This is a genomic window from Methylophaga marina (genome assembly GCF_030296755.1).
GTDB classification, from domain to species: Bacteria; Pseudomonadota; Gammaproteobacteria; order Nitrosococcales; family Methylophagaceae; genus Methylophaga; species Methylophaga marina.
On sequence record NZ_AP027741.1, the window covers coordinates 966,175 to 991,537 of the forward strand.

Consider the following 25,363-nt stretch of genomic DNA (forward strand, 5'->3'; position numbering starts at 1 on the left):
TTTGTCATGATAAATGTTTAGAATAGGTTTTCATTCAGCTCAACGGTATAATCGAAGTCTATGGAAAATGTCGATCTGATCATCAATGCACGCTGGGTAGTTCCAGTAACAAAAGACCAAACCGTGTTAGAAAACCACGCCATCATTGTCAAGGATGCACGTATTGTAGCGCTTCTGCCACAAGAACAGGCAAAACAGCTTTATTCTGCAAATGTTATCCATGATCTCAGTGAGCATTGTTTAATTCCCGGTTTAATCAATAACCATGCGCATACACCCATGTCATTGTTTAGAGGCTTAGCGGACGACTTACCGTTGATGACCTGGCTCAATGATCATATCTGGCCGGCAGAAAATGCCTATGTAAGTGATGCCTTTGTTGAAGCAGGTAGTGCACTTGCCATCGCAGAGATGATACGTGGAGGCACGACCTATTTTAATGATATGTATTTTTTCCCTGATGCCACGGCTAGAATCGTGGATAAATCAGGTATTCGCGCCAGTCTGGGCATTGTTGTCATTGAGTTTCCTACAAACTGGGCCAGCTCGGTAGAAGAGTATTTGCATAAGGGGCATCAACTACACGATCACTATCGTCACCACCCTCGAATCAACACCATTTATTCGCCGCATGCGCCTTACACTGTGGCAAACAAAACTCTGGAACAGATCATTACCAATGCCGAAGAAATGGATATGCCCATCAGTATGCATATTCATGAGACTGCCGATGAAGTTGCCCACAGTTTAAAGGAATATGGCGTAAGGCCGCTCGAGCGTTTGCAACACATCGGACTACTTTCTCCAAGGCTGCTTGCTGTTCATATGACACAACTGACCTCCGATGAAATAAAGTGGTGCGCCGAAGCGGGTGTTCACATCGCTCATTGCCCTGAATCAAATTTAAAACTGGCTAGTGGGTTTTGTCCGGTAGCTGAGCTGCATAAAAATGACATCAATGTCACGATTGGAACAGATGGTGCAGCATCTAATAACGATCTAGATATGTTTGCAGAAATGCGACAAACCGCTTTATTGGCTAAAGCCGTGGCGGGTGATGCGGCAGCCGTACCAGCACACACGGCCTTAGAAATGGCGACCATAAATGCGGCAAAATCATTGGGAATGGAGCAAGAAATTGGCTCACTCGAAGTAGGCAAACAAGCTGATATCGTTGCTGTTCAGTTATCAGATATCGAAACACAGCCGGTTTATGATGTGGTATCTCAGCTGGTGTATGCCAGCAGCCGTGATAAAGTCACTGATGTCTGGGTGGCTGGTAAACAATTACTAAACTCACGCCAACTTCTGACATTGAATGAAACAAAAGTTATTCAAGACGCCCAACAGTGGGCAATCAAAATAGGATCACAGGGTCAATGAGCCAAACTCAAGCAAATGTCGACTTAAATGAAGTAGCAAAATTTGATGCTTTAGCATCAAGTTGGTGGGACCTGGAAGGTCAATCAAAACCGTTGCATGATCTGAATCCAATTCGTTTAGCTTACATTGCAAAACGAACAACATTGTCAGATGCCAATGTTATTGACGTGGGCTGCGGTGGCGGTATTCTTTCTGAAGCCTTGGCAAAAAGTGGAGCCAATGTGACCGGTATCGACATGGGTGAAATGCCATTGAATATAGCAAAGCTACATGCCTTAGAAGCTGGTCTGACCATCAATTATCAACAGATCACAGCTGAAGAAATGGCTAGCCAGCAGCCTGAGCATTATGATGTCGTCACCTGTCTTGAAATGCTGGAGCATGTCCCAGATCCAGCCTCTATTATTCAAGCATGTGCCGATATGGTGAAACCAGGTGGTGATGTCTTCTTTTCGACATTAAACCGTCACCCTAAGGCCTATCTTCTGGCTGTACTGGGTGCAGAATACGTTATGAAAATGTTGCCAAAAGGCACTCATGACTACAAACGCTTTATTCGTCCAGCTGAATTATCTGCTTGGTGCCGACAAGCTGGGCTCAAGGCCAAAGATATCACTGGAATGAATTACAATCCTCTGACTCGACAGTTTAGTCTTGGCAGCGACGTAAAGGTCAACTACCTCATCCACTGCAAAAAAATCTAATATGCCAAAATACGATGCTGTGTTTTTTGACCTGGATGGCACACTGGTCGATACCGCCCCAGATTTAGCTTATGCACTTAATCAGGTACTAGCTGAACATCAAGCCCCCTCGCTCTCACTGGAAACCATCCGTCCAGTCGCGAGTGATGGAAGTCCAGGACTAATTAAGCTCGCTTTTGGCCTAACACCTGACGCTCCTGAATATCAGGCAATACAAGCACGATTTATTGAACTATATCGTTTGCATATCACTCGTGAATCCAAGCTCTTTAATGGTCTGGACAAGGTTCTTCAAACAATTGAAAAGAGTGGTTCAAAATGGGGAGTGATTACGAACAAACCTGCATTTCTCACCGCCCCTTTGATGCAAGCATTAAGCCTGAGTGAGCGGGCAAGTTGTATCGTGAGTGGAGATACCACAGCCCATAGCAAACCTCACCCAGATCCGATGCTATTTGCATGTAATGTCGCTAAGGTTAAGCCTGAAAACTGCTTATATATCGGTGATGCTGAGCGCGATATTGAGGCAGGCAATGTTGTGAATATGGACACGCTCATCGCCCATTATGGCTACTTAAAAAGTACTGATCGACCTGAAAGCTGGCAGGCCAAAGGCACGATTTATAAACCGGAAGAAATCCTGAATTGGATTTAACTCTCACGTTATGGCATCGAATAAAGACTTGGTTGCAGCGTATGATTTTTGCTTAACACTTGCAAAATCTCACTACGAGAATTTCCCAGTCGCCTCAGTTTTGCTTCCCAAGCGCCTAAGAAAACCCATTGCTGTTATTTATGCTTTTGCACGCACTGCAGATGATTTTGCTGACGAAGGGCAATTTAACAGAGCTGAGCGGATAGCAAATCTACAAAGCTACCACAAGAATCTGACTGATATAGAGCATAGAAAATATACCGGCACTGATCCAATCTTCATCGCGCTTGATGATGTCATCACGCAGTTTCAGTTACCCATCTATTTATTTAATGACTTGCTGTCAGCTTTTATGCAGGACGTTGTCAAAAAACGCTATCAAACGATGGAAGACGTTTTGGATTACTGTCAACGCTCTGCTAACCCAGTTGGTCGTTTATTACTGCATTTGAATGGTCAGCCCACTCAACAGCAGCTGAGTGAATCTGACGCAATTTGCACATCTTTGCAGTTAATTAATTTTTATCAGGATATTCTGCAAGATAAAGTAGAGAACGACAGGATATATATCCCTCAACAAATGCTTGCCGAAGCAGGACTGACCGAGGATGACATTACTTCCACAAATAGCCGTAAATTAGCTCCCCTGCTTCGTCATCTATTTCAACAAACCATGGATACCATGAATGAAGGTGTTGAGCTTGGTAATGCTATTCAGGGACGATTGGGCTGGGAAATCAGAGCAATGACGTTGGGAGGAATAGAAACATTAAACATATTAATGGCTCAAAATGATGACAACATTTTCAGCCGACCAAGGTTGACACGCACAACACAACTTAAAGTTTTATTGTTTAGCCTGTCAAAAAACTATTTGAAACGTCACTAAGATCTTATTTACAGATTCTCATAGCGGTTTGCATCGAACACACCGGCATCAATTGGCTTTTGCTCACGTTGCCATTGAGTGAAATCATGGAATATTTGCCAAAACTTTGGATGTGTTCTACGCACGCCCCAATTCTCAACTAAGGCATCAAATGCTTCTTCAGATTTCGCTTCCATTAACGATTTCTCAAAGACTTCCAATTCATCTGTTTCAATATCAAAGATAAAATTAGGATAACTACCAGCAATACCAGGATAGACCGTTAGACTGTCTTTTTCAGGCTTATAGCGTAATGACTCACCAAAAAGAAAGGCCACATTACTGTGGTAACGATTTCGAATTAAAGAATATACCGTTCTTTCATCACCATGCTTCACTCGTATAAAAGTCAGTTCAGGTAAGAACTGAAGCCCCGACTTCTCTTGGAATGAAGAATTCGTTAATCGACTTAACCTTGAATCAGCCTTTTGTTTCCAATCTGTCTGAGACACCCTGAAGCAATGCTGATTTTGACAACGATTGATAGGATCATTTCCAGCCGCGTTCACCTGACTAAACTGCGTCAATAGTCTATTAGCCAGTTCGTTTTTAATATCATCAGAGGAAAATGTCTCTTCCGTTCTGATATCAATATCAAGCGGCGCGTATGTGAAGTAAGTCTTTACCACCCCCATTCCCCGATACCAATCATTTAAGACTGATTTGCGTTTGTCTCGTGGTAATAGTCGAAGAAAGTTATGCTCTGCCCCGTTACGGATTAGATCAAAGTAAAGCCGTGTTTGAAGCTGATGAGCTACATTGCCAAACAAATCAAAATTAACAACTAATTCATAATATGTTCGTTCAAACAGAGGAAAATCCATCCACCAAAGTGTTTGAGGAACCTGCCCGACCATGCCCCTTACAACACTGGCATTATCAAAGTGTCTGAACACAGTTAAAAAAGCATTGGTATTATTCCCGCCTCCATCCCAAATCGCTTTAGTCGAAGTCCAGTTTAACGGTGCATCTTGATAATGATGATCTCGTAAAGATAAATAGGCATTTCGTTTATCTTTATATTTATCCCAGTTTTCTTTCGTTTCTGTCAGATTATCATCTTGTCCAGGCAAGCCAAGGAGTGGTTCAACTTTTTTCTGTATTTAGGATCTGTGATGAAAAGATCATTGGCTGGATCTTGATACATGACCCAAAACTGATCACGAATGACATCTGTTGCTATTTGACCGCGACATACAGGACCGCGGATAAAAGTACGTGTGAAATATTCAGCGTGATCAAGTAAGAATTGATAGCGTGCTTTTGCTGGTATAGCTGAAAAAGTAACAAAGGGATTAGCTCGAGCTTCGTAGTCGTAGCCAGGTAATATATCGACATCCCATTTATCAGTGAAAAAAGTTTTTCTATATGCTTCTTAAGTTTGTCATCAAACAAAAGTGTTATATGCCGTTTATGAACGGTAATACCTTTGACTAATCGCAGTCGATAGTAGATCGGATGTTCAGGCTCAGAGTTCGGTAGACGCGTTTTTACGATAGAAATTGGTTCACCAGGCGGTGAATAGGATCTGACCAGTTCAAAGAAATGTGTGTTGTCTTGCTTATCATCAAAGTAGAGATGAGCTAAAAATAAATGCTCATATAACCACCGACTAACCAGTTTACGTTGATTTGATGTTTGATTAAGATACGATTCCCATTCTTCTATGGACGAAATCTCATTTTTATTTAACTCAACCTGATCCTCAGAAACCTTGGCACCTTGATATAACCATCCGCTGATTGTTGAAAACTCATCATCTGTCAAACCTGATACAGCAAAGGGCATGCCTGTGAGAGGATAACTTTTTTCATACTCAGAAATGGTATCGACGGTAGGGCATTGGTTTTCACGACGAATACTAATATCAAGTTCTTCTGGTAATTTACTATTGTCTTTAAATTGATGAGTTTTACCCAAAGCTAGCATTCGATATAACAATGACGCCTGAGCATTTTGACCAGAAAGTATTGAATAGAAACCTGCGTTACGCCATTCTTCTTCTGAATTGGCGTCTGTAAACAGCCTTGTCGGAACAATAGGCTCTTGCCTTGTTCCGTCATAAGCATTTAATTTTGTTGCACCACGTAGGAACCCCTCTGTTGATTCCATTTTCAATTGACAGGGCGCATCAAAACAGCCGTGACAAACGACGCATTTTTCCTCAATGATTGGTTTAATATCAGAAGCGTAATCAACATCTGTTGCGAGTGGAAGGGGAAGAGTACTATTGAATTCTAGCTCTTGGCTATCGTCTGAGCATGCTGTTATTAAGCAGGCGATAAAAAAGTAAATCAGTGTTTTGTACATCAATCGCCTTGCTTGATTTCAATATTATAAAAAGCCTATTTTACTTCAATTTAGTGACAGACTGGTTAATGACTAGGATGTATTTTGGCTATATAGAAGATATAACAGACACTATTATTATTTCTAAGCTTTGTTTGAATAATAAATTCATAAACTCAAACATGATGCTTTGTTAACAACAACATAGAACAAACCGCTTCATTTCTACCAATTAAATTACTGACTTCAGCTTACTCACAGTTTCATAAGAAGCTTTAGAACTGAGGAATGAGCCGTTATGATGCAATTTCGATATGGCTGGGTAAGGTGTATAGAAATCTACAATCTACAAAAAAGCGCCCATGTTAAAGGTGCTCTTTACTGATCTATTAAAGCCTGGCCATTATTTACACGGATGTCGTGTATACCGATAACGTAGGAGCCGTTATCGGTGACCTACTTTGATGAAGTGTCTCCCTGCACTTCACCCTTCGGGCAGCTATCGCTGTCCATTTTTGTTCCTGACAAAAATGTCACATGGGGTGTTGCCATGTTCAGGTGAGGTCAATGCAAAACTATCAGATATAAAAAAAGCCCATCCGATTGGATGGGCTTGTTTTATATTAAAGCCTGGCAGTGACCTACTTTCACATGGGAACTCCCACACTATCATCGGCGCTAAGTCGTTTCACTTCTGAGTTCGGGATGGGATCAGGTGGGGCCAACTCGCTATGGCCGCCAGGCATAACTGGCATAGTCAGTTCTAAACTGACTCTCGGAAATCGGTAACAAGATATTGCGTAAAGAGGTCGCAACTCCCCAAGTTCCCTTGGGGTTATATGGTCAAGCCTCACGGGCAATTAGTACTGGTTAGCTCCATACATTACTGCACTTCCACACCCAGCCTATCAACGTGGTAGTCTTCCACGGCCCTTCAGGGGATTAAATCCCAGTGAGAACTTATCTTGAGGGGGCTTCCCGCTTAGATGCTTTCAGCGGTTATCCCGTCCGTACATAGCTACCGGGCAATGCTGTTGGCACAACAACCCGAACACCAGGGGTACGTCCACTCCGGTCCTCTCGTACTAGGAGCAGCTCCTCTCAATTCTCAAACGCCCACGGCAGATAGGGACCGAACTGTCTCACGACGTTCTAAACCCAGCTCGCGTACCACTTTAAATGGCGAACAGCCATACCCTTGGGACCGGCTACAGCCCCAGGATGTGATGAGCCGACATCGAGGTGCCAAACACCGCCGTCGATGTGAACTCTTGGGCGGTATCAGCCTGTTATCCCCGGAGTACCTTTTATCCGTTGAGCGATGGCCCTTCCATTCAGAACCACCGGATCACTATGACCTACTTTCGTACCTGCTCGACGTGTCTGTCTCGCAGTCAAGCACACTTTTGCCATTGCACTAACCGCATGATGTCCGACCATGCTTAGTGTACCTTCGTGCTCCTCCGTTACAATTTGGGAGGAGACCGCCCCAGTCAAACTACCCACCATACACTGTCCCTCGCCCAGATAATGGGCGTAGGTTAGAACTCCAAACATACCAGGGTGGTATTTCAAGGTTGACTCCACGATAACTAGCGTCATCGCTTCAACGTCTCCCACCTATCCTACACAAGTAGGTTCAAAGTTCAGTGCAAAGCTGTAGTAAAGGTTCACGGGGTCTTTCCGTCTAGCCGCGGGTATACGGCATCTTAACCGCAATTTCAATTTCACTGAGTCTCTGGTGGAGACAGTGTGGCCATCGTTACGCCATTCGTGCAGGTCGGAACTTACCCGACAAGGAATTTCGCTACCTTAGGACCGTTATAGTTACGGCCGCCGTTTACTGGGGCTTCGATCAAATGCTTCGCCTAAACTAACATCATCAATTAACCTTCCAGCACCGGGCAGGCGTCACACCCTATACGTCCTCTTTCGAGTTTGCAGAGTGCTGTGTTTTTAATAAACAGTCGCAGCCACCTGGTCATTGCAACCCCCTTCAGCTCCGTGAGCAAGTCACTTCACCTAACAGGGGCACACCTTCTCCCGAAGTTACGGTGCTATTTTGCCTAGTTCCTTCACCAGAGTTCTCTCAAGCGCCTTAGAATTCTCATCCCATCCACCTGTGTCGGTTTGGGGTACGGTTCGTTATTACCTGAAGCTTAGAGACTTTTCCTGGAAGCTGGGTATCAATCACTTCGCGCCTAATGGCACTCGTCGTCCTGTCTCAGCTAAGCCAAACGGATTTTCCTATTCAGCACGCCTACGCAGTTAAACCAACATATCCAACAGTTGGCTGACCTAACCTTCTCCGTCATCCCATCGCAGTAATAACAAGTACAGGAATATTAACCTGTTTCCCATCGATTACGCATTTCTGCCTCACCTTAGGGGCCGACTCACCCTGCTCCGATTAACGTTGAGCAGGAAACCTTGGATTTTCGGCGAGGGGGCCTCTCACCCCCTTTATCGTTACTCATGTCAGCATTCGCACTTGTGATATCTCCAGCATGCTTCTCAACACACCTTCACAGACTTACACAACGCTCCTCTACCATGCGTGTAAACACGCATCCATAGCTTCGGTATATGGCTTAAGCCCCGGTACATCTTCCGCGCAGGCCGACTCGACTAGTGAGCTATTACGCTTTCTTTAAAGGGTGGCTGCTTCTAAGCCAACCTCCTAGCTGTCTGGGCCTTCCCACATCGTTTTCCACTGAGCCATAATTTTGGGACCTTAGCTGATGGTCTGGGTTGTTTCCCTTTTGACGACGGACGTTATCACCCGCCGTCTGTCTCCCGTAATTGCACTTCTCGGTATTCGGAGTTTGCATGGGGTTGGTAAGTCGGGATGACCCCCTAGCCCAAACAGTGCTCTACCCCCGAGAGTGAGATACGAGGCGCTACCTAAATAGCTTTCGAGGAGAACCAGCTATCTCCTGGCTTGATTAGCCTTTCACTCCGATCCACAGTTCATCTCCGCATTTTTCAACATACGTGAGTTCGGACCTCCAGTTAGTGTTACCCAACCTTCATCCTGACCATGGATAGATCGCCAGGTTTCGGGTCTAATCCATGCAACTAGTCGCCCTATTAAGACTCGGTTTCCCTGCGCCTCCCCTATTCGGTTAAGCTCGCTACATAAATTAAGTCGCTGACCCATTATACAAAAGGTACGCAGTCACAGAACAAGTCTGCTCCTACTGCTTGTACGCACACGGTTTCAGGTTCTATTTCACTCCCCTCAACGGGGTTCTTTTCGCCTTTCCCTCACGGTACTGGTTCACTATCGGTCGATAAGGAGTATTTAGCCTTGGAGGATGGTCCCCCCATGTTCAGACAAGGTTTCTCGTGCCCCGCCCTACTTGTCGCAAGCCTAGTACCAATAACGCATTTTCGTGTACGGGGCTATCACCCTGTATCGCTATCCTTTCCAGAATGTTCCACTAATACGTTAAATATCACTTGCAGGCTACTTCCCGTTCGCTCGCCGCTACTAGGGAAATCTCGGTTGATTTCTTTTCCTCCGGCTACTTAGATGTTTCAGTTCGCCGGGTTCGCCTCCTTAAGCTATGTATTCACTTAAGGATACTTACCATAGGTAAGTGGGTTGCCCCATTCGGAGATCGTTGGGTCACAGCTCGTTTATCAACTCGCCAACGCTTATCGCAGATTTCTACGTCCTTCTTCGCCTCTTATCGCCAAGGCATCCACCATGTGCGCTTATTCACTTGACCATATAACCCCAAATTAACTTGACGTTATATGTCTATCTTATTGCGACATAAGTTTTTCTTTACTTAGAATGTCACGCTGTATCACTACAGTATTTCATTCTGCCTTGTTACTTCTTTCCGTTTTGTTAAAGAGCAGTGTATAAACACTGAGTAACTTACTTATCAAATAAGCTATCCAGTATGTATCACGTAAAGAGAAATAGTGGTGGAGCTACGCGGGATCGAACCGCGGACCTCCTGCGTGCAAGGCAGGCGCTCTCCCAGCTGAGCTATAGCCCCAGTATTCTGAGACGTCCATGGGTACCACATCACCCCAATCAAAGGGCTTTTTCTCAAATTGGATTTTTAAGCTGGTGACGTTTGCTTGTGCAAATGAGCCAGTTTATAAAATTCAATAGGAGGAAAAGTGGTGGGTCTGGGTGGATTTGAACCACCGACCTCACCCTTATCAGGGGTGCGCTCTAACCAACTGAGCTACAGACCCAGATATTTCTCTTTCAGCATCAAGTAATTTGTGTAGGCACTTACGCCGGTCACCTTTATAAAAGGAGGTGATCCAGCCCCAGGTTCCCCTAGGGCTACCTTGTTACGACTTCACCCCAGTCATTGACCACAAAGTGGTAAGCGACCTCCCGAAGGTTAGTCTACCTACTTCTTTTGCAGCCAACTCCCATGGTGTGACGGGCGGTGTGTACAAGGCCCGGGAACGTATTCACCGCGGCATTCTGATCCGCGATTACTAGCGATTCCGACTTCACGCAGTCGAGTTGCAGACTGCGATCCGGACTACGACTAGCTTTATGGGATTAGCATACTCTCGCGAGTTAGCAACCCTTTGTACTAGCCATTGTAGCACGTGTGTAGCCCTGGCCATAAGGGCCATGATGACTTGACGTCATCCCCACCTTCCTCCGGTTTGTCACCGGCAGTCTCCTTAGAGTGCCCAACTAAATGATGGCAACTAAGGACAGGGGTTGCGCTCGTTGCGGGACTTAACCCAACATCTCACGACACGAGCTGACGACAGCCATGCAGCACCTGTGTTAGCGTTCCCGAAGGCACCAATCCATCTCTGGAAAGTTCGCTACATGTCAAGGCCAGGTAAGGTTCTTCGCGTTGCATCGAATTAAACCACATGCTCCACCGCTTGTGCGGGCCCCCGTCAATTCATTTGAGTTTTAGTCTTGCGACCGTACTCCCCAGGCGGTCAACTTATCGCGTTAGCTTCGATACACAAAGAATAAATTCTCCATACACCTAGTTGACATCGTTTAGGGCGTGGACTACCAGGGTATCTAATCCTGTTTGCTACCCACGCTTTCGCACCTCAGCGTCAGTAATGGCCCAGTGAGTCGCCTTCGCCACTGATGTTCCTTCAGATCTCTACGCATTTCACCGCTACACCTGAAATTCCACTCACCTCTACCACACTCTAGCCATCCAGTATCAAATGCAATTCCCAGGTTGAGCCCGGGGATTTCACATCTGACTTAAATAACCGCCTACGCGCGCTTTACGCCCAGTAATTCCGATTAACGCTTGCACCCTCCGTATTACCGCGGCTGCTGGCACGGAGTTAGCCGGTGCTTCTTCTATAGGTAACGTCACAGTTGCAAGGTATTAACTTACAACCTTTCCTCCCTATTGAAAGTGCTTTACAACCCGAAGGCCTTCTTCACACACGCGGCATTGCTGGATCAGGGTTGCCCCCATTGTCCAATATTCCCCACTGCTGCCTCCCGTAGGAGTCTGGGCCGTGTCTCAGTCCCAGTGTGGCTGATCATCCTCTCAGACCAGCTACAGATCGTCGCCTTGGTAGGCCTTTACCCCACCAACTAGCTAATCTGATATAGGTTCATCTAATAGCACGAGGTCCGAAGAGCCCCCGCTTTCCTCCGTAGAGCGTATGCGGTATTAGCAGCCGTTTCCGGCTGTTGTCCCCCACTACTAGGCAGATCCCTATACATTACTCACCCGTCCGCCACTAATCCGTCTAGCAAGCTAGACTTCATCGTTCGACTTGCATGTGTTAGGCATGCCGCCAGCGTTCAATCTGAGCCATGATCAAACTCTTCAGTTTAATTTTTGGCGTAGCTTTTAAAAAAACTACAAAACTCATTTTGACGTTAGCATGTAAATACTAAGCGTCAGATCTTCTAGTGACCTAACGTAAGCACCCACACAAATTACTTGATACCAGTTTGTTAAAGAGCGCTTTGTCGCCGATGTTCGCTGCAACAAAGAAGCGAGAATTATACAGCTCTCTGCCTGACTGTCAACTTAATTTTTACGTTTTTGTTACGGCGTAAACTTTAAATCATTTGCCGATTGACTTAGCCCCGAAAGGCTCCCTCATCAGCAAGAGGAGCGCATATTACGCGAAGCCTTTAATGTATGCAAGCGCTTTTTTTAAATTAATGCTTACATAAACAGAAAAGCCGGCATAAAGCCGGCTTTTCTATTATTTCTTAAATCAGCTAATGCTTATTCAGCAGCTTCTGACTCTTGAATATCTCTGTCTACTAGCTCCACGATCGCCATTGGGGCTTTATCACCTTGACGGAATCCTGTTTTCAGGATTCTTACATAGCCACCAGGGCGACTAGCTGAACGTGGACCAATGACATTGAAAAGCTTTGTTACAGCTTCTCTATCGCCAAGTCTTGCGAAAGCCAAGCGGCGATTCGCTACAGAATCTTTTTTGCCTAAAGTAATCAGAGGCTCAACGACACCACGTAACTCTTTAGCCTTAGGCAAAGTGGTACGAATGATTTCGTGTTCAAACAAAGATGTAGCCATGTTTTTGAACATAGCCTTTCTGTGGCTGCTGTTACGATTTAATTTACGACCAGAATTACGATGACGCATTGTTGTTACCCTATTCTTTTATGCTGAATTACTTCAGTATTATTTTTGCTCTAAAGAAGCAGGTGGCCAATTATCAAGGTGCATACCTAATGACAAACCTTTTGAGGCTAATACTTCTTTAATTTCCGTTAATGACTTTTTACCCAAGTTCGGTGTTTTCAGCAATTCCATTTCTGTACGCTGAATTAAGTCACCTACATAATAAATATTTTCTGCTTTCAAACAGTTTGCTGATCTCACAGTAAGATCAAGATCATCGATTGCTTGAAGTAGTGCTGGATCTACAGCAGGTTGTTTTGGTTCAGATACACTTTCTTCAATGACAGTGAAATCAACAAATGAAGTCAGCTGGTCACTTAAGATAGTAGCCGCATATTTGATGCTGTCTTCAGCTTCAAGTGTACCATCTGTTTCAACATCAATGATTAGCTTGTCTAAGTCTGTACGGTTTTCAACACGTGCACTTTCTACGCTATATGTAACCAAACGAACTGGACTGAACGAGGCATCTAGATAGAGCTGTCCAATAGCACGGTCTTCATCTTCACCAACATTACGAGTATTTGCTGCAGAGTAGCCACGACCTTTAGTTACTTTAAACGTAATAGAAAGGCTACCACCTGTGAGATTAGCGATGACATGTTCTGGATTCACTATCTCAACATTATGTGGTAACTGAATATCAGCTGCTGTGACTGGGCCCACACCTTCTTTGTTAAGAGTCAAAACGACTTCATTGCCTTCATGAAGTTTGACCGCAATACCTTTCATGTTAAGAAGAATATCTAAGACATCTTCTTGAACACCATCAATAGCAGAGTACTCATGTACAACACCATCGATTTGGGCTTCAACAACTGCAGCACCCTCCATTGAAGACAATAAGATTCTGCGCAGTGCATTACCTAAAGTATGACCAAAGCCACGCTCTAACGGCTCAAGTACAAGACGTGTACGCGTATCACTAAACTTTTGGATATCTACGATCCTTGGTTTTAGAAATTGACTCGTGTAAGTCGTCATGCAAATTCCTCTAGTAAACTTCTAATGAAGTTTAGTTATGATTATTTCGAGTAAAGCTCTACAACCAAGTTTTCTGAAAGTTCGGCTGGAAGCTCATCACGTTCTGGTAAACGTTTAAATGTGCCAGAAAATGCTTTTGTATTCACTTCAACCCATTCAGGAAAACCTAATTGTTCAGCAACAGACATTGCGTTAGCAATACGCTCTTGCTTCTTAGCTTTTTCACGGATCTCTACAACATCACCTTCTTTAACTTGATACGAAGGAATATTTGTTGCTTTTCCATTAACTAAAATAGCTTTATGTGAAACAAGTTGTCTCGCTTCGGCACGTGTACCAGCAAAGCCCATTCTGTAAACAACGTTATCTAAACGCTGTTCAAGCATGCTTAACAGATTGACACCTGTAGCACCTTTCTTTTGATCTGCTGATTTGTAGTAGTTACGGAATTGTTTTTCTAAAACACCATAAATACGACGAATACGCTGTTTAGCACGAAGCTGCATTGCATAGTCAGAGTCACGACCTCTACGAGCGCCATGTTGACCTGGTTTTGTTTCAATCTTGCATTTACTTTCGATTGGGTTGCCTCTGCTCTTCAAGAACAGATCCGTACCTTCTCTACGGCTTAATTTACAAGTTGGGCCACGATATTTTCCCATTATGTATTACTCCGAAATCTATTAAACGCGGCGACGCTTAGGTGGACGGCAACCGTTGTGAGGAATTGGTGTAACGTCTGAAATATTAGTGATTTTAAAACCTAAGTTATTCAGAGCTCTTACAGCTGACTCACGACCTGGACCAGGACCTTTGATTTCTACATCAAGGTTCTTCATACCAAATTCTTTAGCGACTTCTCCAGCTTTCTCAGCAGCAACCTGTGCTGCGAAAGGAGTGCTTTTACGTGAACCGCGGAAACCACAACCACCAGATGTTGCCCATGACAAGGCATTACCTTGACGATCCGTTATAGTAACGATTGTGTTGTTAAATGAAGCGTGCACATGTGCTACGCCATCAACAACATTCTTTTTAACACGTTTACGTTGTCGTGCTGATGAATTTGCCATCGTTTATCCTTACTTAACCATACGGCGAGGACCTTTACGAGTCCTTGCATTTGTTTTAGTTCTTTGGCCGCGAACCGGAAGACCTCTACGGTGGCGAACACCACGGAAACAGCCAAGGTCTTTCAACCGTTTGATATCCATAGATACTTCACGACGTAAATCACCTTCTACAGTGAATTTTGCAACTTCTGTACGAAGCACTTCGACTTCTTGCTCAGACAAATCCCTTACTTTTGTGTCTGGAGCGATTCCAGCAGCTTCACAGATTGATTGAGCACGTGTGCGTCCAATACCGTAAATTGATGTTAAAGCAATTACAGTGTGCTTCTGCACAGGAACATTAATACCAGCTATACGAGCCATTGATTTACCCTAAATTCCTCAGGAGTGAACAGTGAATTGTAACATACAATTGTTTTGTTCAACAACTAACTAAAGATATTCGCCAATTAACCTTGGCGCTGTTTATGACGAGCTTCTGTACAGATAACCCGTAAAACACCATTTCTTTTTACAATTTTACAATTGCGACAAATCTTTTTAACTGACGCCTGAACTTTCATGTTTTTTCTCCAGCAAACCTTATTCGTGGTTCTAGCCTAAAAAGCCAGACATCCCACCATTATTTTTATTTGACTTTTTCATCAAACTTTCATACTGCTGAGACATCATGTGAGACTGGACTTGAGAAACAAAATCCATTACCACAACAACGATAATCAGCAGAGATGTACCACCAAAATAGAATGGAACACTCCAATATAAAATCAGAAACTCTGGCAGCAAACACACCGCAGTAATATATATAGCTCCAGCTAAGGTTAAACGCCCCATCACTGTATCAATATATCTAGCTGTTTGTTCGCCTGGACGAATACCAGGAATAAAAGCGCCAGACTTTTGTAAGTTCTCTGCAGTTTCTTTAGGATTAAACACTAAAGCAGTGTAGAAGAAACAGAAGAAAACAATAGCTACAGCGTAAGCCATAACATACATTGGTTGACCAGGAGACATCAGTGTAGATATATCCTTCAACCAGCCCATACCATCAGTTGAGCCGAACCAGCCGGCTATTGTAGCAGGAAACAGTATGATACTTGAAGCAAAAATTGGAGGTATGACACCTGCCATATTCAGCTTTAATGGAAGATGTGTAACCTGCCCAGCAATCATTTTTCTACCTTGCTGGCGTTTTGCATAATGCACAGGTATACGGCGCTGTGCTCTCTCGACGAAGACAACAAATGCTGTCACAGCCAACGCAAGTATTATTAGAGCGATAACTAAGAAAGCATGAAGTTGACCCGTTCTCGCTAATTCTAACGTACCACCTACTGCAGCAGGTAATCCCGCGACAATACCAGCAAAGATGATTAATGAAATGCCGTTACCAATGCCACGTTCAGTGATCTGCTCACCAAGCCACATTAAGAACATTGTTCCTGTAACTAGAGTAATAACTGCTGTTATACGGAAAACAAAGCCTGGGTCGATGACAACATTTACACCAGATGCACTTTGTGATTCTAATGCAATAGCAATACCTAGAGCTTGGAATGTAGCCAGAACCAGCGTGCCGTAGCGGGTATATTGCGTAATTTTTCTTTTACCAGCTGCGCCTTCCTTCTTAAGTTGTTCAAGTTTAGGGTGAACAACAGTTAAAAGCTGCATGATGATGGAAGCTGAGATATACGGCATGATACCGAGAGCAAAAACAGACAAACGCTGCAAGGCGCCACCAGAAAACATGTTAAACATGTCTAAGATGGTTCCTTTTTGCTGTTCAAACATAATCGCTAATGCCGCCGGGTCAATGCCTGGAACAGGCATAAATGTCCCCATACGATATACGATCAATGCACCTAAAACGAATAGTAGGCGACTTTTCAATTCGCCAAACTTACCGTTTCCGAGCATAGCTGCAGCAGCTTGTTGTCTGTTTTTTTCCACTTATATTACTCTTCGACTTTTCCGCCTGCAGCCTCAATCGCACTTTTTGCGCCTGCGGTTGCAACAATGCCTTTCAAATTAACTGCAGATTTAATCTCACCTGAGTTAATCACTTTTACACGCAATGTATTTTCTGGGACAAGGCCAGCTGATTTCAGCGATAACAGGTCAATAGTGTCTGCTGTCACTTTTTTCAGATCATCCAGACGAATCTCTGCCGTTGTACGACCAACACGTGAACTGAAACCGACTTTAGGTAGACGACGTTGTAAAGGCATTTGACCACCTTCAAAACCTCTCTTGTGAAATCCGCCAGAGCGAGATTTCTGACCTTTGTGACCACGGCCACAAGTTTTGCCTAAACCAGATCCGATTCCACGTCCGACGCGTTTTGCTGATTTTTTCTCACCTTCAGCAGGAGCAAGTGTATTTAGGTTCATCTTAAACTTCCTCAACCTTTAATAAATACGATACATGGTTAATCATGCCTCGATTTTCAGGTGTATCTAGCACGATGGCACTGCTTCCAGTTTTTCTAAGACCTAAACCAGATACACATGCTTTATGTTTTGCTAGACGACCGATGGTACTTTTCACCAAGGTGACTTTCAATTTAGCTTGTGATGACATCTTTATTATTCCGTAATCTCTTCAACTGTCTTACCACGCTTGGCAGCAATTGCTTCAGGATTATTCATATCAGTTAACCCTTTAATCGTTGCACGAACAACATTAAGTGGGTTAGTTGATCCATTTGACTTAGCCAGTACGTTATGTACACCTACAGCATCGAATACTGCACGCATCGCACCACCGGCAATAACACCTGTACCTTCAGATGCAGGCTGCATAAATACTTTCGCTGCGCCATGGCTAGATTTCACTGCGTGTTGCAGTGTATCGCCTTTCAGAGCAACTGTTTTCATATTCTTACGGGCTTCATCCATCGCTTTTTGAATTGCAACAGGTACTTCACGTGCTTTACCTTGGCCGAAACCAACTCGACCATTTCCGTCACCGACAACTGTCAGAGCAGAGAAACCAAATACGCGACCACCTTTCACAACCTTAGCAACGCGACGAATACCAACTAATTTTTCAATTAAGCCATCAGAGTTATTGGCTTGTCTTTGATCATTCTGAGCCATGTTAATTACCTTTTAAATTAGAACTGAAGGCCGTTTTCACGGGCTGCATCAGCTAATGCTTTTACACGACCATGGTATCTAAAACCTGAACGATCGAAAGCGACTTCAGTAACACCTTGTTTAGCAGCACGCTCTGCAATAGCTTTACCTACAGCTGTTGCTGCATCAATATTGCCTGTAGCTTTAAGGTCTTTTTTCACTTCAGCATCTAAAGTTGATGCAGTAGCGATAACTTTAGAACTGTCATGAGTCAGAACTTGTGCGTAGATATGGCGAGGCGTTCTGTGAACAGTTAGTCTATAAACTTCTAACTCTTTCAACTTTGCACGCGCTCTAGCTGCTCTACGTAAACGTGAAATTTTCTTATCCATTTTTCAGCCTATTTACTTTTTCTTAGCTTCTTTACGAGCAACATGTTCGTCAGAATAACGTACACCTTTACCTTTATAAGGTTCTGGTGAACGGTATGCGCGAATTTCTGCTGCAACCTGACCAACAGTCTGCTTATCAGCACCCGAGACAACAATTTCTGTCTGACTTGGTGTTTCAACAGTAATACCTTCAGGTACTTCATATTGAACAGGGTGAGAAAAGCCTAGGGTTAGATCTAATTTATTTCCTTGAGCTTTAGCACGGTAACCCACACCAACCAGAGTCAGCTTTTTCACAAAGCCTTCTGTAACACCAATAACCATGTTATTGAGTAGGGCACGGGTTGTACCAGCTAAAGCCACTGCAGCTTGTGAATTAACATTTGCTGCAAATTTCAAAGCTGAATCTTCTTGGCTGACGTTAACATCAGGGTGAATATTACGCGTCAACGTTCCTTTAGAACCTTTAACTGTAACTTCTGTATCACTCAGTGAAATTTCTACGCCTGCCGGAATTTGTACTGGTGCATTTGCAATACGTGACATTTTACAATCTCCAATAAATAAAGGCTTAGCTAACAGCGCACAAAACTTCGCCGCCTTGACCTAAGGCGCGAGCTTTACGGTCAGCCATCACACCTTTAGATGTAGACACGATAGCAACACCTAAACCACCAACAACACGTGGTAATTCATCGGCTGATTTATACACACGTAAACCAGGACGACTTACACGGTTAATTTCAGCGATTACAGGTTTACCCTCAAAATATTTAAGAGTAACTGTCAAAATTGATTTACCTTCTACATCACTCACATTGAATGATGAAATGTAACCTTCATCTTCTAATACTTTTGCAATGCTAATCTTTACCTTTGATGAAGGCATTTTCACATCGACTTTATTTGCTTGCTGTGCATTACGAATGCGAGTCAGCATATCAGCAATAGGATCTGTCATACTCATTTATATAGCTCCACTAATCAGGTTGGTAATTACCAACTAGCCATTACCAAACCAGGGATATCGCCCTTCATTGCATGCTCGCGCAGCTTATTTCTTGATAAACCAAACTTACGGTAATAACCGTGTGGTCTACCAGTCAATTCACAACGATTTCTCATGCGTACAGGACTTGAATTACGTGGAAGCGCGTGGAATTTTGTCGCCGCTGCTTCACGTTGTTCAGCAGGTAGAGACATATCCAACATTTGTTTCTTTAATTCCGCACGTTTTGCAGCGTATTTTTCAACCAGTTTCGCTCTTTTGATTTCGCGATTAATCATGCAACGTTTAGCCATAATCTTTTACCATCCAACCTTGTTTATTTTCTAAATGGAAACTTGAATGCAGTTAACAAAGCACGTGATTCTTCAGCATTTTTTGCTGTTGTCGTAATGGTGACATCCATACCACGTAATTTATCGATTCTGTCATATTCAATTTCTGGGAAGATAATTTGTTCTTTAATCCCCATACTATAGTTTCCTTGACCATCAAAAGACTTCGGATTTAACCCACGAAAGTCTCTGATACGAGGAATTGAAATGGTAATCAGACGGTCAAGAAAGTCATACATGCGGTCTGCACGTAATGTTACTTTACATCCAATTGGCCAGCCTTCACGAACTTTAAAGCCTGCAACTGATTTTTTTGCTTTTGTCACAACGGGTTTCTGACCGGCAATTTTTTCCATGTCAGCCATTGCATTTTCAAGCACTTTTTTATCAGTCAATGCTTCACCAACACCCATATTAAGAGTGATTTTTGTGATGCGCGGCACTTCCATTACTGACTTATAGTTAAACTCGTCTTGTAACTGTTTAACTACTGTTTCACGATAATAATCTTTTAATCTGCTCACTGTGTTTTACCTAATACGAAGCTCAAGCGCTTACAACTTCGCCATTTGATTTAAAGAAGCGGACTTTCTTTCCGTCTTCAAGCACTTTAAACCCAACTTTATCGCCCTTACCTGTAGCAGGGTTTAATAAAGCCAGATTCGACCCATCGATTGGCATTTCTTTTTCGATAATGCCACCTGTGCGACCTAAAGCCGGATTGGGTTTTTGATGTTTTTTCACTAAGTTTATGCCTTGAACGACAAACTTAACTTTTCCATCTTTTTCAATTCGACTTAAGATTTCGCCTTGTTTACCACGATCTTTGCCTGTTAATACAACAACTTGATCGCCTTGTTTTAATCTTTCCATCTCAGCGCTCCTTTTACAGTACTTCTGGTGCCAGAGAAATAATCTTCATGAACTTTTCACCACGTAGTTCACGTGTAACTGGTCCAAAAATACGCGTACCGATCGGCTGCTGAGCCGCGTTCAGAAGTACTGCAGCATTTTCGTCAAAACGAATTACTGAGCCATCCGGACGACGAACACCTTTACGTGTTCTTACGATAACTGCGTTATGAACAGTACCTTTCTTCACTTTACCGCGCGGGGCAGCTTCTTTGATTGTCACTTTGATGACATCGCCGATACCTGCATAACGTTTATGCGAACCGCCCAACACTTTGATACATTCTACTCGTCTGGCACCACTGTTATCAGCGACTTCCAGGCTACTTTGCATTTGAATCATGGTCTAAACTCCAAACTGAATAGTTGCTTATTTCGCACGATCGACAATTTCGACCAACTTCCAGCACTTTGTCTTAGACTGTGGGCGAGTTGAGGCAACACTGACGGTATCACCGATGTTACATTCATTATTTTCATCATGAACATGTAATTTGGTAGAACGTCTTACATATTTTTTATAGATCGGATGGGCAACTCTACGTTCGATCAGAACGGTAATTGTTTTGTCCATCTTGTCACTAATGACACGACCGGTTAACGAACGTGCTGTACTTTGCTGATCACTCATTTCCGTGCCCTATCTCTTTTCGTTCAATACAGTCTTAATGCGAGCAATGTCTCTACGAACACGTTGTAACTCACTATTGCGAGTTAATTGCCCTGTTGCATTCTGCATACGCAGATTAAACTGCTCTTTGTGCAACTCACCTAGTTCTTTAACTAGATCTTCAGTTGACTTTTGTCTAATTTCGCTTGCTTTCATTACAGTATCGCCCGCGTTACAAATGTGGTTTTAACGGGAAGTTTTGCTGCTGCCAGACGGAATGCTTCACGTGCAATCTCTTCAGACACACCTTCCATTTCATAGAGCATGCGACCTGGTTGAACATTGGCCACCCAGTACTCGACATTACCCTTACCTTTACCTTGACGTACTTCCAAAGGCTTGCTTGAAATCGGCTTATCTGGAAATACACGAATCCAAATTTTACCGCCACGTTTGATATGACGTGTCATTGCTCTACGAGCTGCTTCAATCTGACGAGCTGTGATACGTCCACGCTCTAGAGACTTCAAGCCAAACTCACCGAAGCTTACTTTTGCTCCGCGATGTGCAAGACCTCTGTTGCGCAGCTTCTGCTGCTTTCTAAATTTCGTTCTTTTTGGCTGTAACATTGGTTATAACCTTATTTTTCAGCTGCAGGTGTGTTTTGAGCAAATGCATCAAAAACTTCACCTTTAAAAATCCAAACTTTGACACCGATGATACCGTATGTAGTTTTAGCTTCCGCTGTACCATAGTCGATGTCAGCACGTAATGTATGCAGAGGTACACGGCCTTCGCGATACCATTCTGTACGTGCGATTTCTGCGCCGTTCAGACGACCTGCAACATTAATACGTATACCTTCAGCACCTAGGCGCATAGTATTAGTAACCGCACGCTTCATAGCACGACGGAACATAATACGACGCTCTAGTTGCTGAGCTACACTTTCCGCAACCAATGTTGCGTCAAGTTCAGGCTTACGAATTTCTTCAACGCCGACATTGACAGGTACACCCATCAGTTTTGACGCTTCTTGACGCAACTTATCGATATCTTCGCCTTTTTTGCCAATAACAATTCCAGGACGAGCTGTGTGAATTGTGATTTTGGCAGTTTTGGCTGGTCTATCAATCTGGATCTTGCTAACTGAAGCATGTGACAATTTTCCTTTAAGGAAGTCACGTACTTTAAGATCGTTGCCCAGCATATTTGAGAAATCTGCTGAATCGGCATACCAGATCGAATTCCAATCTTTAATTATACCAAGTCTAAAACCTGTTGGGTGAACCTTTTGTCCCATAAGTCTGCTCTCTTACTTCTCGTCTACAACCACAGTAATGTGGCTTGTGCGTTTAAGAATACGGTTGCCGCGGCCTTTTGCGCGAGCCTGCATACGTTTCATGGTAGGACCTTCGTCAACCATGACTGCTGAAACGACTAATTCGTCGATGTCGGCACCGTCATTATGTTCAGCGTTAGCGATCGCTGAGTCCAGCACACCTTTCATAAGCTCTGCAGCTTTTTTAGGACTGAACGCTAGTAGATTGATTGCTCGTTCTACTGGCAAACCTCTGATTTGATCTGCAACCAAGCGCACCTTTTGTGCGGAAATGCGTGCGTAGCTGAGTTTAGCTTTTGTAGCCATATCTTAACCTTATCGTTTAGATTTCTTGTCAGCGGCATGACCTTTAAAGGTGCGAGTTGGTGAGAACTCACCCAACTTATGCCCAACCATATCTTCTGTAACAAACACCGGTACGTGTTGACGACCGTTATGAACGGCAATTGTTAAACCGATCATCTCTGGAGAAATCATCGAACGACGTGACCAAGTTTTAATTGGACGTTTGTTATCAGTTTCTCTCGCTTCCAAGACCTTCTTTTCAAGGTGCTGGTCTATAAAAGGACCTTTTTTAATTGAACGCGGCATAGGATTCCCTAAATCTTATTTACGATTACGACGGCGTACGATCATATTGTCAGTACGCTTATTCTTACGTGTTTTGTAGCCTTTGGTTGGTACACCCCAAGGTGTAACTGGGTGACGACCACCTGATGTACGACCTTCACCACCACCATGTGGATGGTCAACTGGGTTCATTACAACACCACGTACTGTAGGACGAATACCACGCCAACGAGTCGCACCTGCCTTACCTAGTGAACGTAGTGAATGTTCACCGTTACCAACTTCACCCATTGTAGCTTTGCAATCTAATGGTACTTTACGCATTTCACCACTACGCAAGCGGATTGTTGCATAACCATTCTCACGAGCAACATACTGTGCGCTACTACCTGCACTACGTGCCAACTGTGCACCTTTACCAGGCTTAAGTTCAATGCAGTGTACTGTACTACCCAGGGGGATAGCAGACAGTTTTAATGCATTACCTGAACGGATTGCTGCATCTTCACCAGACTCAAGACGGTCACCAGCTACCACACCTTTTGGTGCGATAATGTAGCGTTTTTCACCGTCTACATAGTTCAGTAAAGCAATATGTGCAGTACGATTTGGATCGTATTCAATTCTTTCTACTACCGCTGGGATACCGTCTTTATTACGTTTGAAGTCAATCAAACGATAACGTTGTTTATGACCACCACCACGGTGTCTAACAGTAATACGACCAGCGTTATTACGACCGCCAGATTTTGACTTCTTCTCTACTAACGGCGCATATGGTTGGCCGTTATACAAGCCAGGTGTACTGACTTGGACAACAAATCTGCGTCCAGCTGATGTAGGTTTAGCCTTTTTTAATGCCATTCCTGATTCCTCACACGTATTCTATATGTCTATTCGCCAAGGAAGTTGAGATCAGCACCATCAGCTAATGTCACATAGGCTTTTTTCCAGTCACTACGTTTGCCCATTACTCGGCCTGTACGTTTGACTTTACCTTTAACATTAGTGGTAGTTACTGCTGCAACTTTCACATCAAACAAGGTTTCAACCGCTTGTTTGATTTCGATTTTATTGGCATTAGGTAATACTTTCAGTACGACCTGATTGTTGTTTTCAGCAACACGCGATGCTTTTTCAGCAACCACAGGCCCTAGAATTACTTTTGTTAAGCGTTCTGAGTTCATGCGAATGACTCCTCTAATTTGCGAATAGAGTCTTCGCTCATCACAACTTTTTCGAAGCGCAGTAATGCTACTGGATTCACATGCGCTGCATCAGTCGCAGCTATGTCATATAAGTTGCGTGATGCTAGTGCAAGGTTACCTGCAGCATTCTCAGTCACAATCAATGCATTAGAAACACCTAAGCTTGCTGTCTTAGTCAACAAATCTTTCGTTTTAGGTGAGTCAACTTCAACTTTGTCGACTACAATTAATGCATCATTACGACGTAATTCAGACAGAATTACTGCTAATGCTGAACGGTACATTTTACGATTAACTTTTTTGCTGTAATCACGATTTTTAGCAGCAAACGTTGTACCACCCGAACGCCATAAAGGACTACGAATTGTACCAGCACGAGCGCGACCACTTCCCTTTTGAGCGAAAGGTTTACGACCACCACCGCTCACTTCAGAACGTGTTTTTTGTGCATGTGTACCACTGCGAGCACCAGCCAAGTATGCTGTAACAACTTGGTGAACTAATGACTCATTATACTCACGGTCAAATAAAGCATCAGAAACTGTAATGTTTCCCGCTTTTTTGCCGTCAAATGATTGTAATTGAAGATCCACGTTTATTCCCCTAAGAATCTTACTAGGCTTTGACAGCCGGGCGGATAATTACATCACTACCTGTAGCGCCAGGCACTGAGCCTTTTACTAACAGTAAATTGCGATCTGCATCCACCTTGACGATTGACAGGTTTTGAAGGGTACGTTTTTTGTCACCCATATGTCCGGCCATTCTCTTGCCTTTAAATACACGGCCAGGAGTCTGACATTGTCCAATAGAACCAGGTGCTCTATGAGACAGAGAGTTACCGTGTGTAGCGTCACCGCCACGGAAACCATAGCGTTTTACGACACCTGCAAAGCCTTTACCTTTAGTAAGACCAGACACATCAATCTTTTGTCCGTCTTCAAAAATATCAACTTTAACTTCAGCACCCAGTGCTAAGTCGCTCAGTTCATCAACTCTGAACTCCATAACTTTACGACCCGCAGCAGCTTGTGCTTTTGCGAAATGTCCAGCTTGTGGTTTTGTCACACGTGATGCTTTACGCTCGCCAACTGTAAGTTGAATTGCGTTATACCCATCCGTATCGACAGTCTTAAGCTGACTTACACGATTTGGTTCTACTTCAATTACCGTTACTGGGGTAGAAACACCATCTTCAGAGAAGATTCGTGTCATACCACGCTTACGGCCGATGAGTCCGATAGTCATTGACCC

Annotated in this window: 31 protein-coding genes, 2 tRNA genes, 3 rRNA genes and 1 pseudogene; 4 read left to right on the forward strand and 33 right to left on the reverse strand. The window is 43.7% G+C overall.

What is annotated here, in order from left to right; all coding sequences use genetic code 11:
* Positions 1-60 precede the first annotated feature (60 nt).
* The 4 genes from QUE24_RS04935 to hpnC are packed head-to-tail and all read left to right on the forward strand — an operon-like array spanning position 61 to position 3,631.
* The gene (locus tag QUE24_RS04935; RefSeq protein ID WP_286305529.1) at positions 61-1,383 is read left to right on the forward strand and encodes a TRZ/ATZ family hydrolase; all 1,323 of its coding nucleotides are present in this window, start codon (positions 61-63) and stop codon (positions 1,381-1,383) included.
* Entirely contained in the window at positions 1,380-2,087 is a 708-nt protein-coding gene (gene ubiG, locus QUE24_RS04940) for a bifunctional 2-polyprenyl-6-hydroxyphenol methylase/3-demethylubiquinol 3-O-methyltransferase UbiG (protein ID WP_286305530.1), read from the forward strand. The genes QUE24_RS04935 and ubiG overlap by 4 nt, the downstream gene beginning before the upstream one ends.
* Position 2,088: 1 nt before the next feature.
* Positions 2,089-2,742: an HAD family hydrolase gene (locus QUE24_RS04945; protein WP_286305531.1), complete on the forward strand. Its 654-nt coding sequence runs from the start codon at positions 2,089-2,091 to the stop codon at positions 2,740-2,742.
* 10 nt (positions 2,743-2,752) lie between these two features.
* Complete coding sequence (gene hpnC, locus QUE24_RS04950; RefSeq protein ID WP_286305532.1) at positions 2,753-3,631, forward strand: squalene synthase HpnC; 879 nt, start codon at positions 2,753-2,755, stop codon at positions 3,629-3,631.
* Positions 3,632-3,639: 8 nt separating this feature from the next.
* Here hpnC and QUE24_RS15790 read toward each other — a convergent pair.
* The 33 genes and pseudogenes from QUE24_RS15790 to rplC all read right to left on the reverse strand — a co-directional run bounded on the left by QUE24_RS15790 (position 3,640) and on the right by rplC (position 25,357).
* A pseudogene (locus QUE24_RS15790) lies at positions 3,640-5,980 on the reverse strand (fatty acid cis/trans isomerase).
* Positions 5,981-6,587: 607 nt separating this feature from the next.
* A 5S ribosomal RNA gene (gene rrf / locus QUE24_RS04970) occupies positions 6,588-6,702 on the reverse strand.
* A gap of 96 nt (positions 6,703-6,798) precedes the next feature.
* Positions 6,799-9,693, reverse strand: a 23S ribosomal RNA gene (locus QUE24_RS04975).
* Between the two features lie 203 nt (positions 9,694-9,896).
* A tRNA-Ala gene (locus QUE24_RS04980) sits at positions 9,897-9,972 on the reverse strand.
* A 128-nt stretch (positions 9,973-10,100) separates the two neighbouring features.
* Positions 10,101-10,177 (reverse strand) — tRNA-Ile (locus QUE24_RS04985).
* A gap of 60 nt (positions 10,178-10,237) precedes the next feature.
* Positions 10,238-11,773: ribosomal RNA gene (locus tag QUE24_RS04990) — 16S ribosomal RNA — on the reverse strand.
* The 16S, 23S and 5S rRNA genes sit together here with 2 tRNA genes alongside, the layout of an rRNA operon.
* A gap of 404 nt (positions 11,774-12,177) precedes the next feature.
* Positions 12,178-12,561 (reverse strand): 50S ribosomal protein L17, encoded by a 384-nt coding sequence (gene rplQ, locus QUE24_RS04995; RefSeq protein ID WP_286305534.1) that lies wholly within the window; start codon positions 12,559-12,561, stop codon positions 12,178-12,180.
* A gap of 39 nt (positions 12,562-12,600) precedes the next feature.
* Positions 12,601-13,584: a DNA-directed RNA polymerase subunit alpha gene (locus QUE24_RS05000; RefSeq protein ID WP_091716156.1), complete on the reverse strand. Its 984-nt coding sequence runs from the start codon at positions 13,582-13,584 to the stop codon at positions 12,601-12,603.
* Positions 13,585-13,625: 41 nt separating this feature from the next.
* On the reverse strand, positions 13,626-14,246 hold the full coding sequence (gene rpsD, locus QUE24_RS05005; protein WP_286305535.1) for a 30S ribosomal protein S4: 621 nt from the start codon (positions 14,244-14,246) through the stop codon (positions 13,626-13,628).
* 21 nt (positions 14,247-14,267) lie between these two features.
* Positions 14,268-14,657 (reverse strand): 30S ribosomal protein S11, encoded by a 390-nt coding sequence (gene rpsK, locus QUE24_RS05010; protein ID WP_007144695.1) that lies wholly within the window; start codon positions 14,655-14,657, stop codon positions 14,268-14,270.
* Positions 14,658-14,666: 9 nt separating this feature from the next.
* Entirely contained in the window at positions 14,667-15,020 is a 354-nt protein-coding gene (rpsM, locus tag QUE24_RS05015) for a 30S ribosomal protein S13 (protein WP_007144694.1), read from the reverse strand.
* Between the two features lie 86 nt (positions 15,021-15,106).
* Positions 15,107-15,220: a 50S ribosomal protein L36 gene (rpmJ, locus tag QUE24_RS05020; RefSeq protein ID WP_084003086.1), complete on the reverse strand. Its 114-nt coding sequence runs from the start codon at positions 15,218-15,220 to the stop codon at positions 15,107-15,109.
* 31 nt (positions 15,221-15,251) lie between these two features.
* A complete protein-coding gene (gene secY, locus QUE24_RS05025; RefSeq protein WP_286305536.1) occupies positions 15,252-16,607 on the reverse strand; it encodes a preprotein translocase subunit SecY in 1,356 nt (451 codons plus the stop codon).
* A gap of 5 nt (positions 16,608-16,612) precedes the next feature.
* Positions 16,613-17,047 carry a 50S ribosomal protein L15 gene (gene rplO, locus QUE24_RS05030; protein WP_286305537.1) on the reverse strand — a complete coding sequence of 145 codons (435 nt, stop codon included), beginning with the start codon at positions 17,045-17,047 and terminating at the stop codon, positions 16,613-16,615.
* A gap of 1 nt (position 17,048) precedes the next feature.
* Positions 17,049-17,237, reverse strand: a complete 189-nt coding sequence (gene rpmD / locus QUE24_RS05035; protein WP_007144691.1) for a 50S ribosomal protein L30 — start codon at positions 17,235-17,237, stop codon at positions 17,049-17,051.
* A gap of 5 nt (positions 17,238-17,242) precedes the next feature.
* A complete protein-coding gene (gene rpsE, locus QUE24_RS05040; protein WP_007144690.1) occupies positions 17,243-17,755 on the reverse strand; it encodes a 30S ribosomal protein S5 in 513 nt (170 codons plus the stop codon).
* 17 nt (positions 17,756-17,772) lie between these two features.
* A complete protein-coding gene (gene rplR / locus QUE24_RS05045) occupies positions 17,773-18,126 on the reverse strand; it encodes a 50S ribosomal protein L18 (RefSeq protein WP_286305538.1) in 354 nt (117 codons plus the stop codon).
* A gap of 12 nt (positions 18,127-18,138) precedes the next feature.
* Entirely contained in the window at positions 18,139-18,672 is a 534-nt protein-coding gene (gene rplF, locus QUE24_RS05050) for a 50S ribosomal protein L6 (RefSeq protein WP_286305539.1), read from the reverse strand.
* A 25-nt stretch (positions 18,673-18,697) separates the two neighbouring features.
* Positions 18,698-19,093, reverse strand: coding sequence for a 30S ribosomal protein S8 (rpsH, locus tag QUE24_RS05055; RefSeq protein ID WP_007144687.1), 396 nt, complete (start codon positions 19,091-19,093; stop codon positions 18,698-18,700).
* Positions 19,094-19,122: 29 nt separating this feature from the next.
* Positions 19,123-19,428 (reverse strand): 30S ribosomal protein S14, encoded by a 306-nt coding sequence (rpsN, locus tag QUE24_RS05060; protein ID WP_007144686.1) that lies wholly within the window; start codon positions 19,426-19,428, stop codon positions 19,123-19,125.
* A gap of 23 nt (positions 19,429-19,451) precedes the next feature.
* Complete coding sequence (rplE, locus tag QUE24_RS05065) at positions 19,452-19,991, reverse strand: 50S ribosomal protein L5 (protein ID WP_273270721.1); 540 nt, start codon at positions 19,989-19,991, stop codon at positions 19,452-19,454.
* A gap of 22 nt (positions 19,992-20,013) precedes the next feature.
* Positions 20,014-20,340, reverse strand: a complete 327-nt coding sequence (gene rplX, locus QUE24_RS05070; RefSeq protein WP_286305540.1) for a 50S ribosomal protein L24 — start codon at positions 20,338-20,340, stop codon at positions 20,014-20,016.
* Positions 20,341-20,353: 13 nt separating this feature from the next.
* Positions 20,354-20,722 (reverse strand): 50S ribosomal protein L14, encoded by a 369-nt coding sequence (gene rplN, locus QUE24_RS05075; protein ID WP_007144683.1) that lies wholly within the window; start codon positions 20,720-20,722, stop codon positions 20,354-20,356.
* 27 nt (positions 20,723-20,749) lie between these two features.
* Positions 20,750-21,010: a 30S ribosomal protein S17 gene (gene rpsQ / locus QUE24_RS05080; protein ID WP_286305541.1), complete on the reverse strand. Its 261-nt coding sequence runs from the start codon at positions 21,008-21,010 to the stop codon at positions 20,750-20,752.
* Between the two features lie 9 nt (positions 21,011-21,019).
* On the reverse strand, positions 21,020-21,205 hold the full coding sequence (gene rpmC, locus QUE24_RS05085) for a 50S ribosomal protein L29 (protein WP_286305542.1): 186 nt from the start codon (positions 21,203-21,205) through the stop codon (positions 21,020-21,022).
* The gene (gene rplP, locus QUE24_RS05090) at positions 21,205-21,618 is read right to left on the reverse strand and encodes a 50S ribosomal protein L16 (protein ID WP_007144680.1); all 414 of its coding nucleotides are present in this window, start codon (positions 21,616-21,618) and stop codon (positions 21,205-21,207) included. Before rplP ends, rpmC begins: the two co-directional genes overlap by 1 nt.
* An 11-nt stretch (positions 21,619-21,629) precedes the next feature.
* Positions 21,630-22,292 carry a 30S ribosomal protein S3 gene (gene rpsC / locus QUE24_RS05095; protein ID WP_286305543.1) on the reverse strand — a complete coding sequence of 221 codons (663 nt, stop codon included), beginning with the start codon at positions 22,290-22,292 and terminating at the stop codon, positions 21,630-21,632.
* Positions 22,293-22,304: 12 nt separating this feature from the next.
* Positions 22,305-22,637: a 50S ribosomal protein L22 gene (gene rplV / locus QUE24_RS05100; protein ID WP_007144678.1), complete on the reverse strand. Its 333-nt coding sequence runs from the start codon at positions 22,635-22,637 to the stop codon at positions 22,305-22,307.
* Between the two features lie 9 nt (positions 22,638-22,646).
* Positions 22,647-22,922 carry a 30S ribosomal protein S19 gene (rpsS, locus tag QUE24_RS05105; protein WP_286305544.1) on the reverse strand — a complete coding sequence of 92 codons (276 nt, stop codon included), beginning with the start codon at positions 22,920-22,922 and terminating at the stop codon, positions 22,647-22,649.
* A 15-nt stretch (positions 22,923-22,937) separates the two neighbouring features.
* A complete protein-coding gene (gene rplB / locus QUE24_RS05110) occupies positions 22,938-23,765 on the reverse strand; it encodes a 50S ribosomal protein L2 (RefSeq protein ID WP_286305545.1) in 828 nt (275 codons plus the stop codon).
* Positions 23,766-23,794: 29 nt separating this feature from the next.
* Positions 23,795-24,088, reverse strand: coding sequence for a 50S ribosomal protein L23 (gene rplW / locus QUE24_RS05115; protein ID WP_286305546.1), 294 nt, complete (start codon positions 24,086-24,088; stop codon positions 23,795-23,797).
* Positions 24,085-24,702: a 50S ribosomal protein L4 gene (rplD, locus tag QUE24_RS05120; RefSeq protein ID WP_286305547.1), complete on the reverse strand. Its 618-nt coding sequence runs from the start codon at positions 24,700-24,702 to the stop codon at positions 24,085-24,087. Before rplD ends, rplW begins: the two co-directional genes overlap by 4 nt.
* Before the next feature lie 22 nt (positions 24,703-24,724).
* Entirely contained in the window at positions 24,725-25,357 is a 633-nt protein-coding gene (rplC, locus tag QUE24_RS05125) for a 50S ribosomal protein L3 (protein ID WP_286305548.1), read from the reverse strand.
* Positions 25,358-25,363: the final 6 nt, after the last annotated feature.

Bases quoted from the DNA above. Each gene is read 5' to 3' on its own strand.
- rpsQ (WP_286305541.1), bottom strand. From the start codon at position 21,010: ATGAGTGATCAGCAAAGTACAGCACGTTCGTTAACCGGTCGTGTCATT.
- rplX (WP_286305540.1), bottom strand. From the start codon at position 20,340: ATGGAAAGATTAAAACAAGGCGATCAAGTTGTTGTATTAACAGGCAAA.
- rpsS (WP_286305544.1), bottom strand. From the start codon at position 22,922: ATGCCGCGTTCAATTAAAAAAGGTCCTTTTATAGACCAGCACCTTGAA.
- rpmJ (WP_084003086.1), bottom strand. From the start codon at position 15,220: ATGAAAGTTCAGGCGTCAGTTAAAAAGATTTGTCGCAATTGTAAAATT.
- rplR (WP_286305538.1), bottom strand. From the start codon at position 18,126: ATGGATAAGAAAATTTCACGTTTACGTAGAGCAGCTAGAGCGCGTGCA.
- rpsE (WP_007144690.1), bottom strand. From the start codon at position 17,755: ATGGCTCAGAATGATCAAAGACAAGCCAATAACTCTGATGGCTTAATT.
- rplF (WP_286305539.1), bottom strand. From the start codon at position 18,672: ATGTCACGTATTGCAAATGCACCAGTACAAATTCCGGCAGGCGTAGAA.
- rplW (WP_286305546.1), bottom strand. From the start codon at position 24,088: ATGAACTCAGAACGCTTAACAAAAGTAATTCTAGGGCCTGTGGTTGCT.
- QUE24_RS05000 (WP_091716156.1), bottom strand. From the start codon at position 13,584: ATGACGACTTACACGAGTCAATTTCTAAAACCAAGGATCGTAGATATC.
- rplO (WP_286305537.1), bottom strand. From the start codon at position 17,047: ATGAACCTAAATACACTTGCTCCTGCTGAAGGTGAGAAAAAATCAGCA.
- rplC (WP_286305548.1), bottom strand. From the start codon at position 25,357: ATGACTATCGGACTCATCGGCCGTAAGCGTGGTATGACACGAATCTTC.
- rpsH (WP_007144687.1), bottom strand. From the start codon at position 19,093: ATGAGTATGACAGATCCTATTGCTGATATGCTGACTCGCATTCGTAAT.
- rpsN (WP_007144686.1), bottom strand. From the start codon at position 19,428: ATGGCTAAACGTTGCATGATTAATCGCGAAATCAAAAGAGCGAAACTG.
- QUE24_RS04945 (WP_286305531.1), top strand. From the start codon at position 2,089: ATGCCAAAATACGATGCTGTGTTTTTTGACCTGGATGGCACACTGGTC.
- rpsM (WP_007144694.1), bottom strand. From the start codon at position 15,020: ATGGCTCGTATAGCTGGTATTAATGTTCCTGTGCAGAAGCACACTGTA.
- rpsC (WP_286305543.1), bottom strand. From the start codon at position 22,292: ATGGGACAAAAGGTTCACCCAACAGGTTTTAGACTTGGTATAATTAAA.
- rpmC (WP_286305542.1), bottom strand. From the start codon at position 21,205: ATGAAAGCAAGCGAAATTAGACAAAAGTCAACTGAAGATCTAGTTAAA.
- rpmD (WP_007144691.1), bottom strand. From the start codon at position 17,237: ATGTCATCACAAGCTAAATTGAAAGTCACCTTGGTGAAAAGTACCATC.
- rplQ (WP_286305534.1), bottom strand. From the start codon at position 12,561: ATGCGTCATCGTAATTCTGGTCGTAAATTAAATCGTAACAGCAGCCAC.
- rpsK (WP_007144695.1), bottom strand. From the start codon at position 14,657: ATGGCAAATTCATCAGCACGACAACGTAAACGTGTTAAAAAGAATGTT.
- QUE24_RS04935 (WP_286305529.1), top strand. From the start codon at position 61: ATGGAAAATGTCGATCTGATCATCAATGCACGCTGGGTAGTTCCAGTA.
- rplB (WP_286305545.1), bottom strand. From the start codon at position 23,765: ATGGCATTAAAAAAGGCTAAACCTACATCAGCTGGACGCAGATTTGTT.
- rpsD (WP_286305535.1), bottom strand. From the start codon at position 14,246: ATGGGAAAATATCGTGGCCCAACTTGTAAATTAAGCCGTAGAGAAGGT.
- ubiG (WP_286305530.1), top strand. From the start codon at position 1,380: ATGAGCCAAACTCAAGCAAATGTCGACTTAAATGAAGTAGCAAAATTT.
- rplP (WP_007144680.1), bottom strand. From the start codon at position 21,618: ATGTTACAGCCAAAAAGAACGAAATTTAGAAAGCAGCAGAAGCTGCGC.
- rplV (WP_007144678.1), bottom strand. From the start codon at position 22,637: ATGGCTACAAAAGCTAAACTCAGCTACGCACGCATTTCCGCACAAAAG.
- rplN (WP_007144683.1), bottom strand. From the start codon at position 20,722: ATGATTCAAATGCAAAGTAGCCTGGAAGTCGCTGATAACAGTGGTGCC.
- hpnC (WP_286305532.1), top strand. From the start codon at position 2,753: ATGGCATCGAATAAAGACTTGGTTGCAGCGTATGATTTTTGCTTAACA.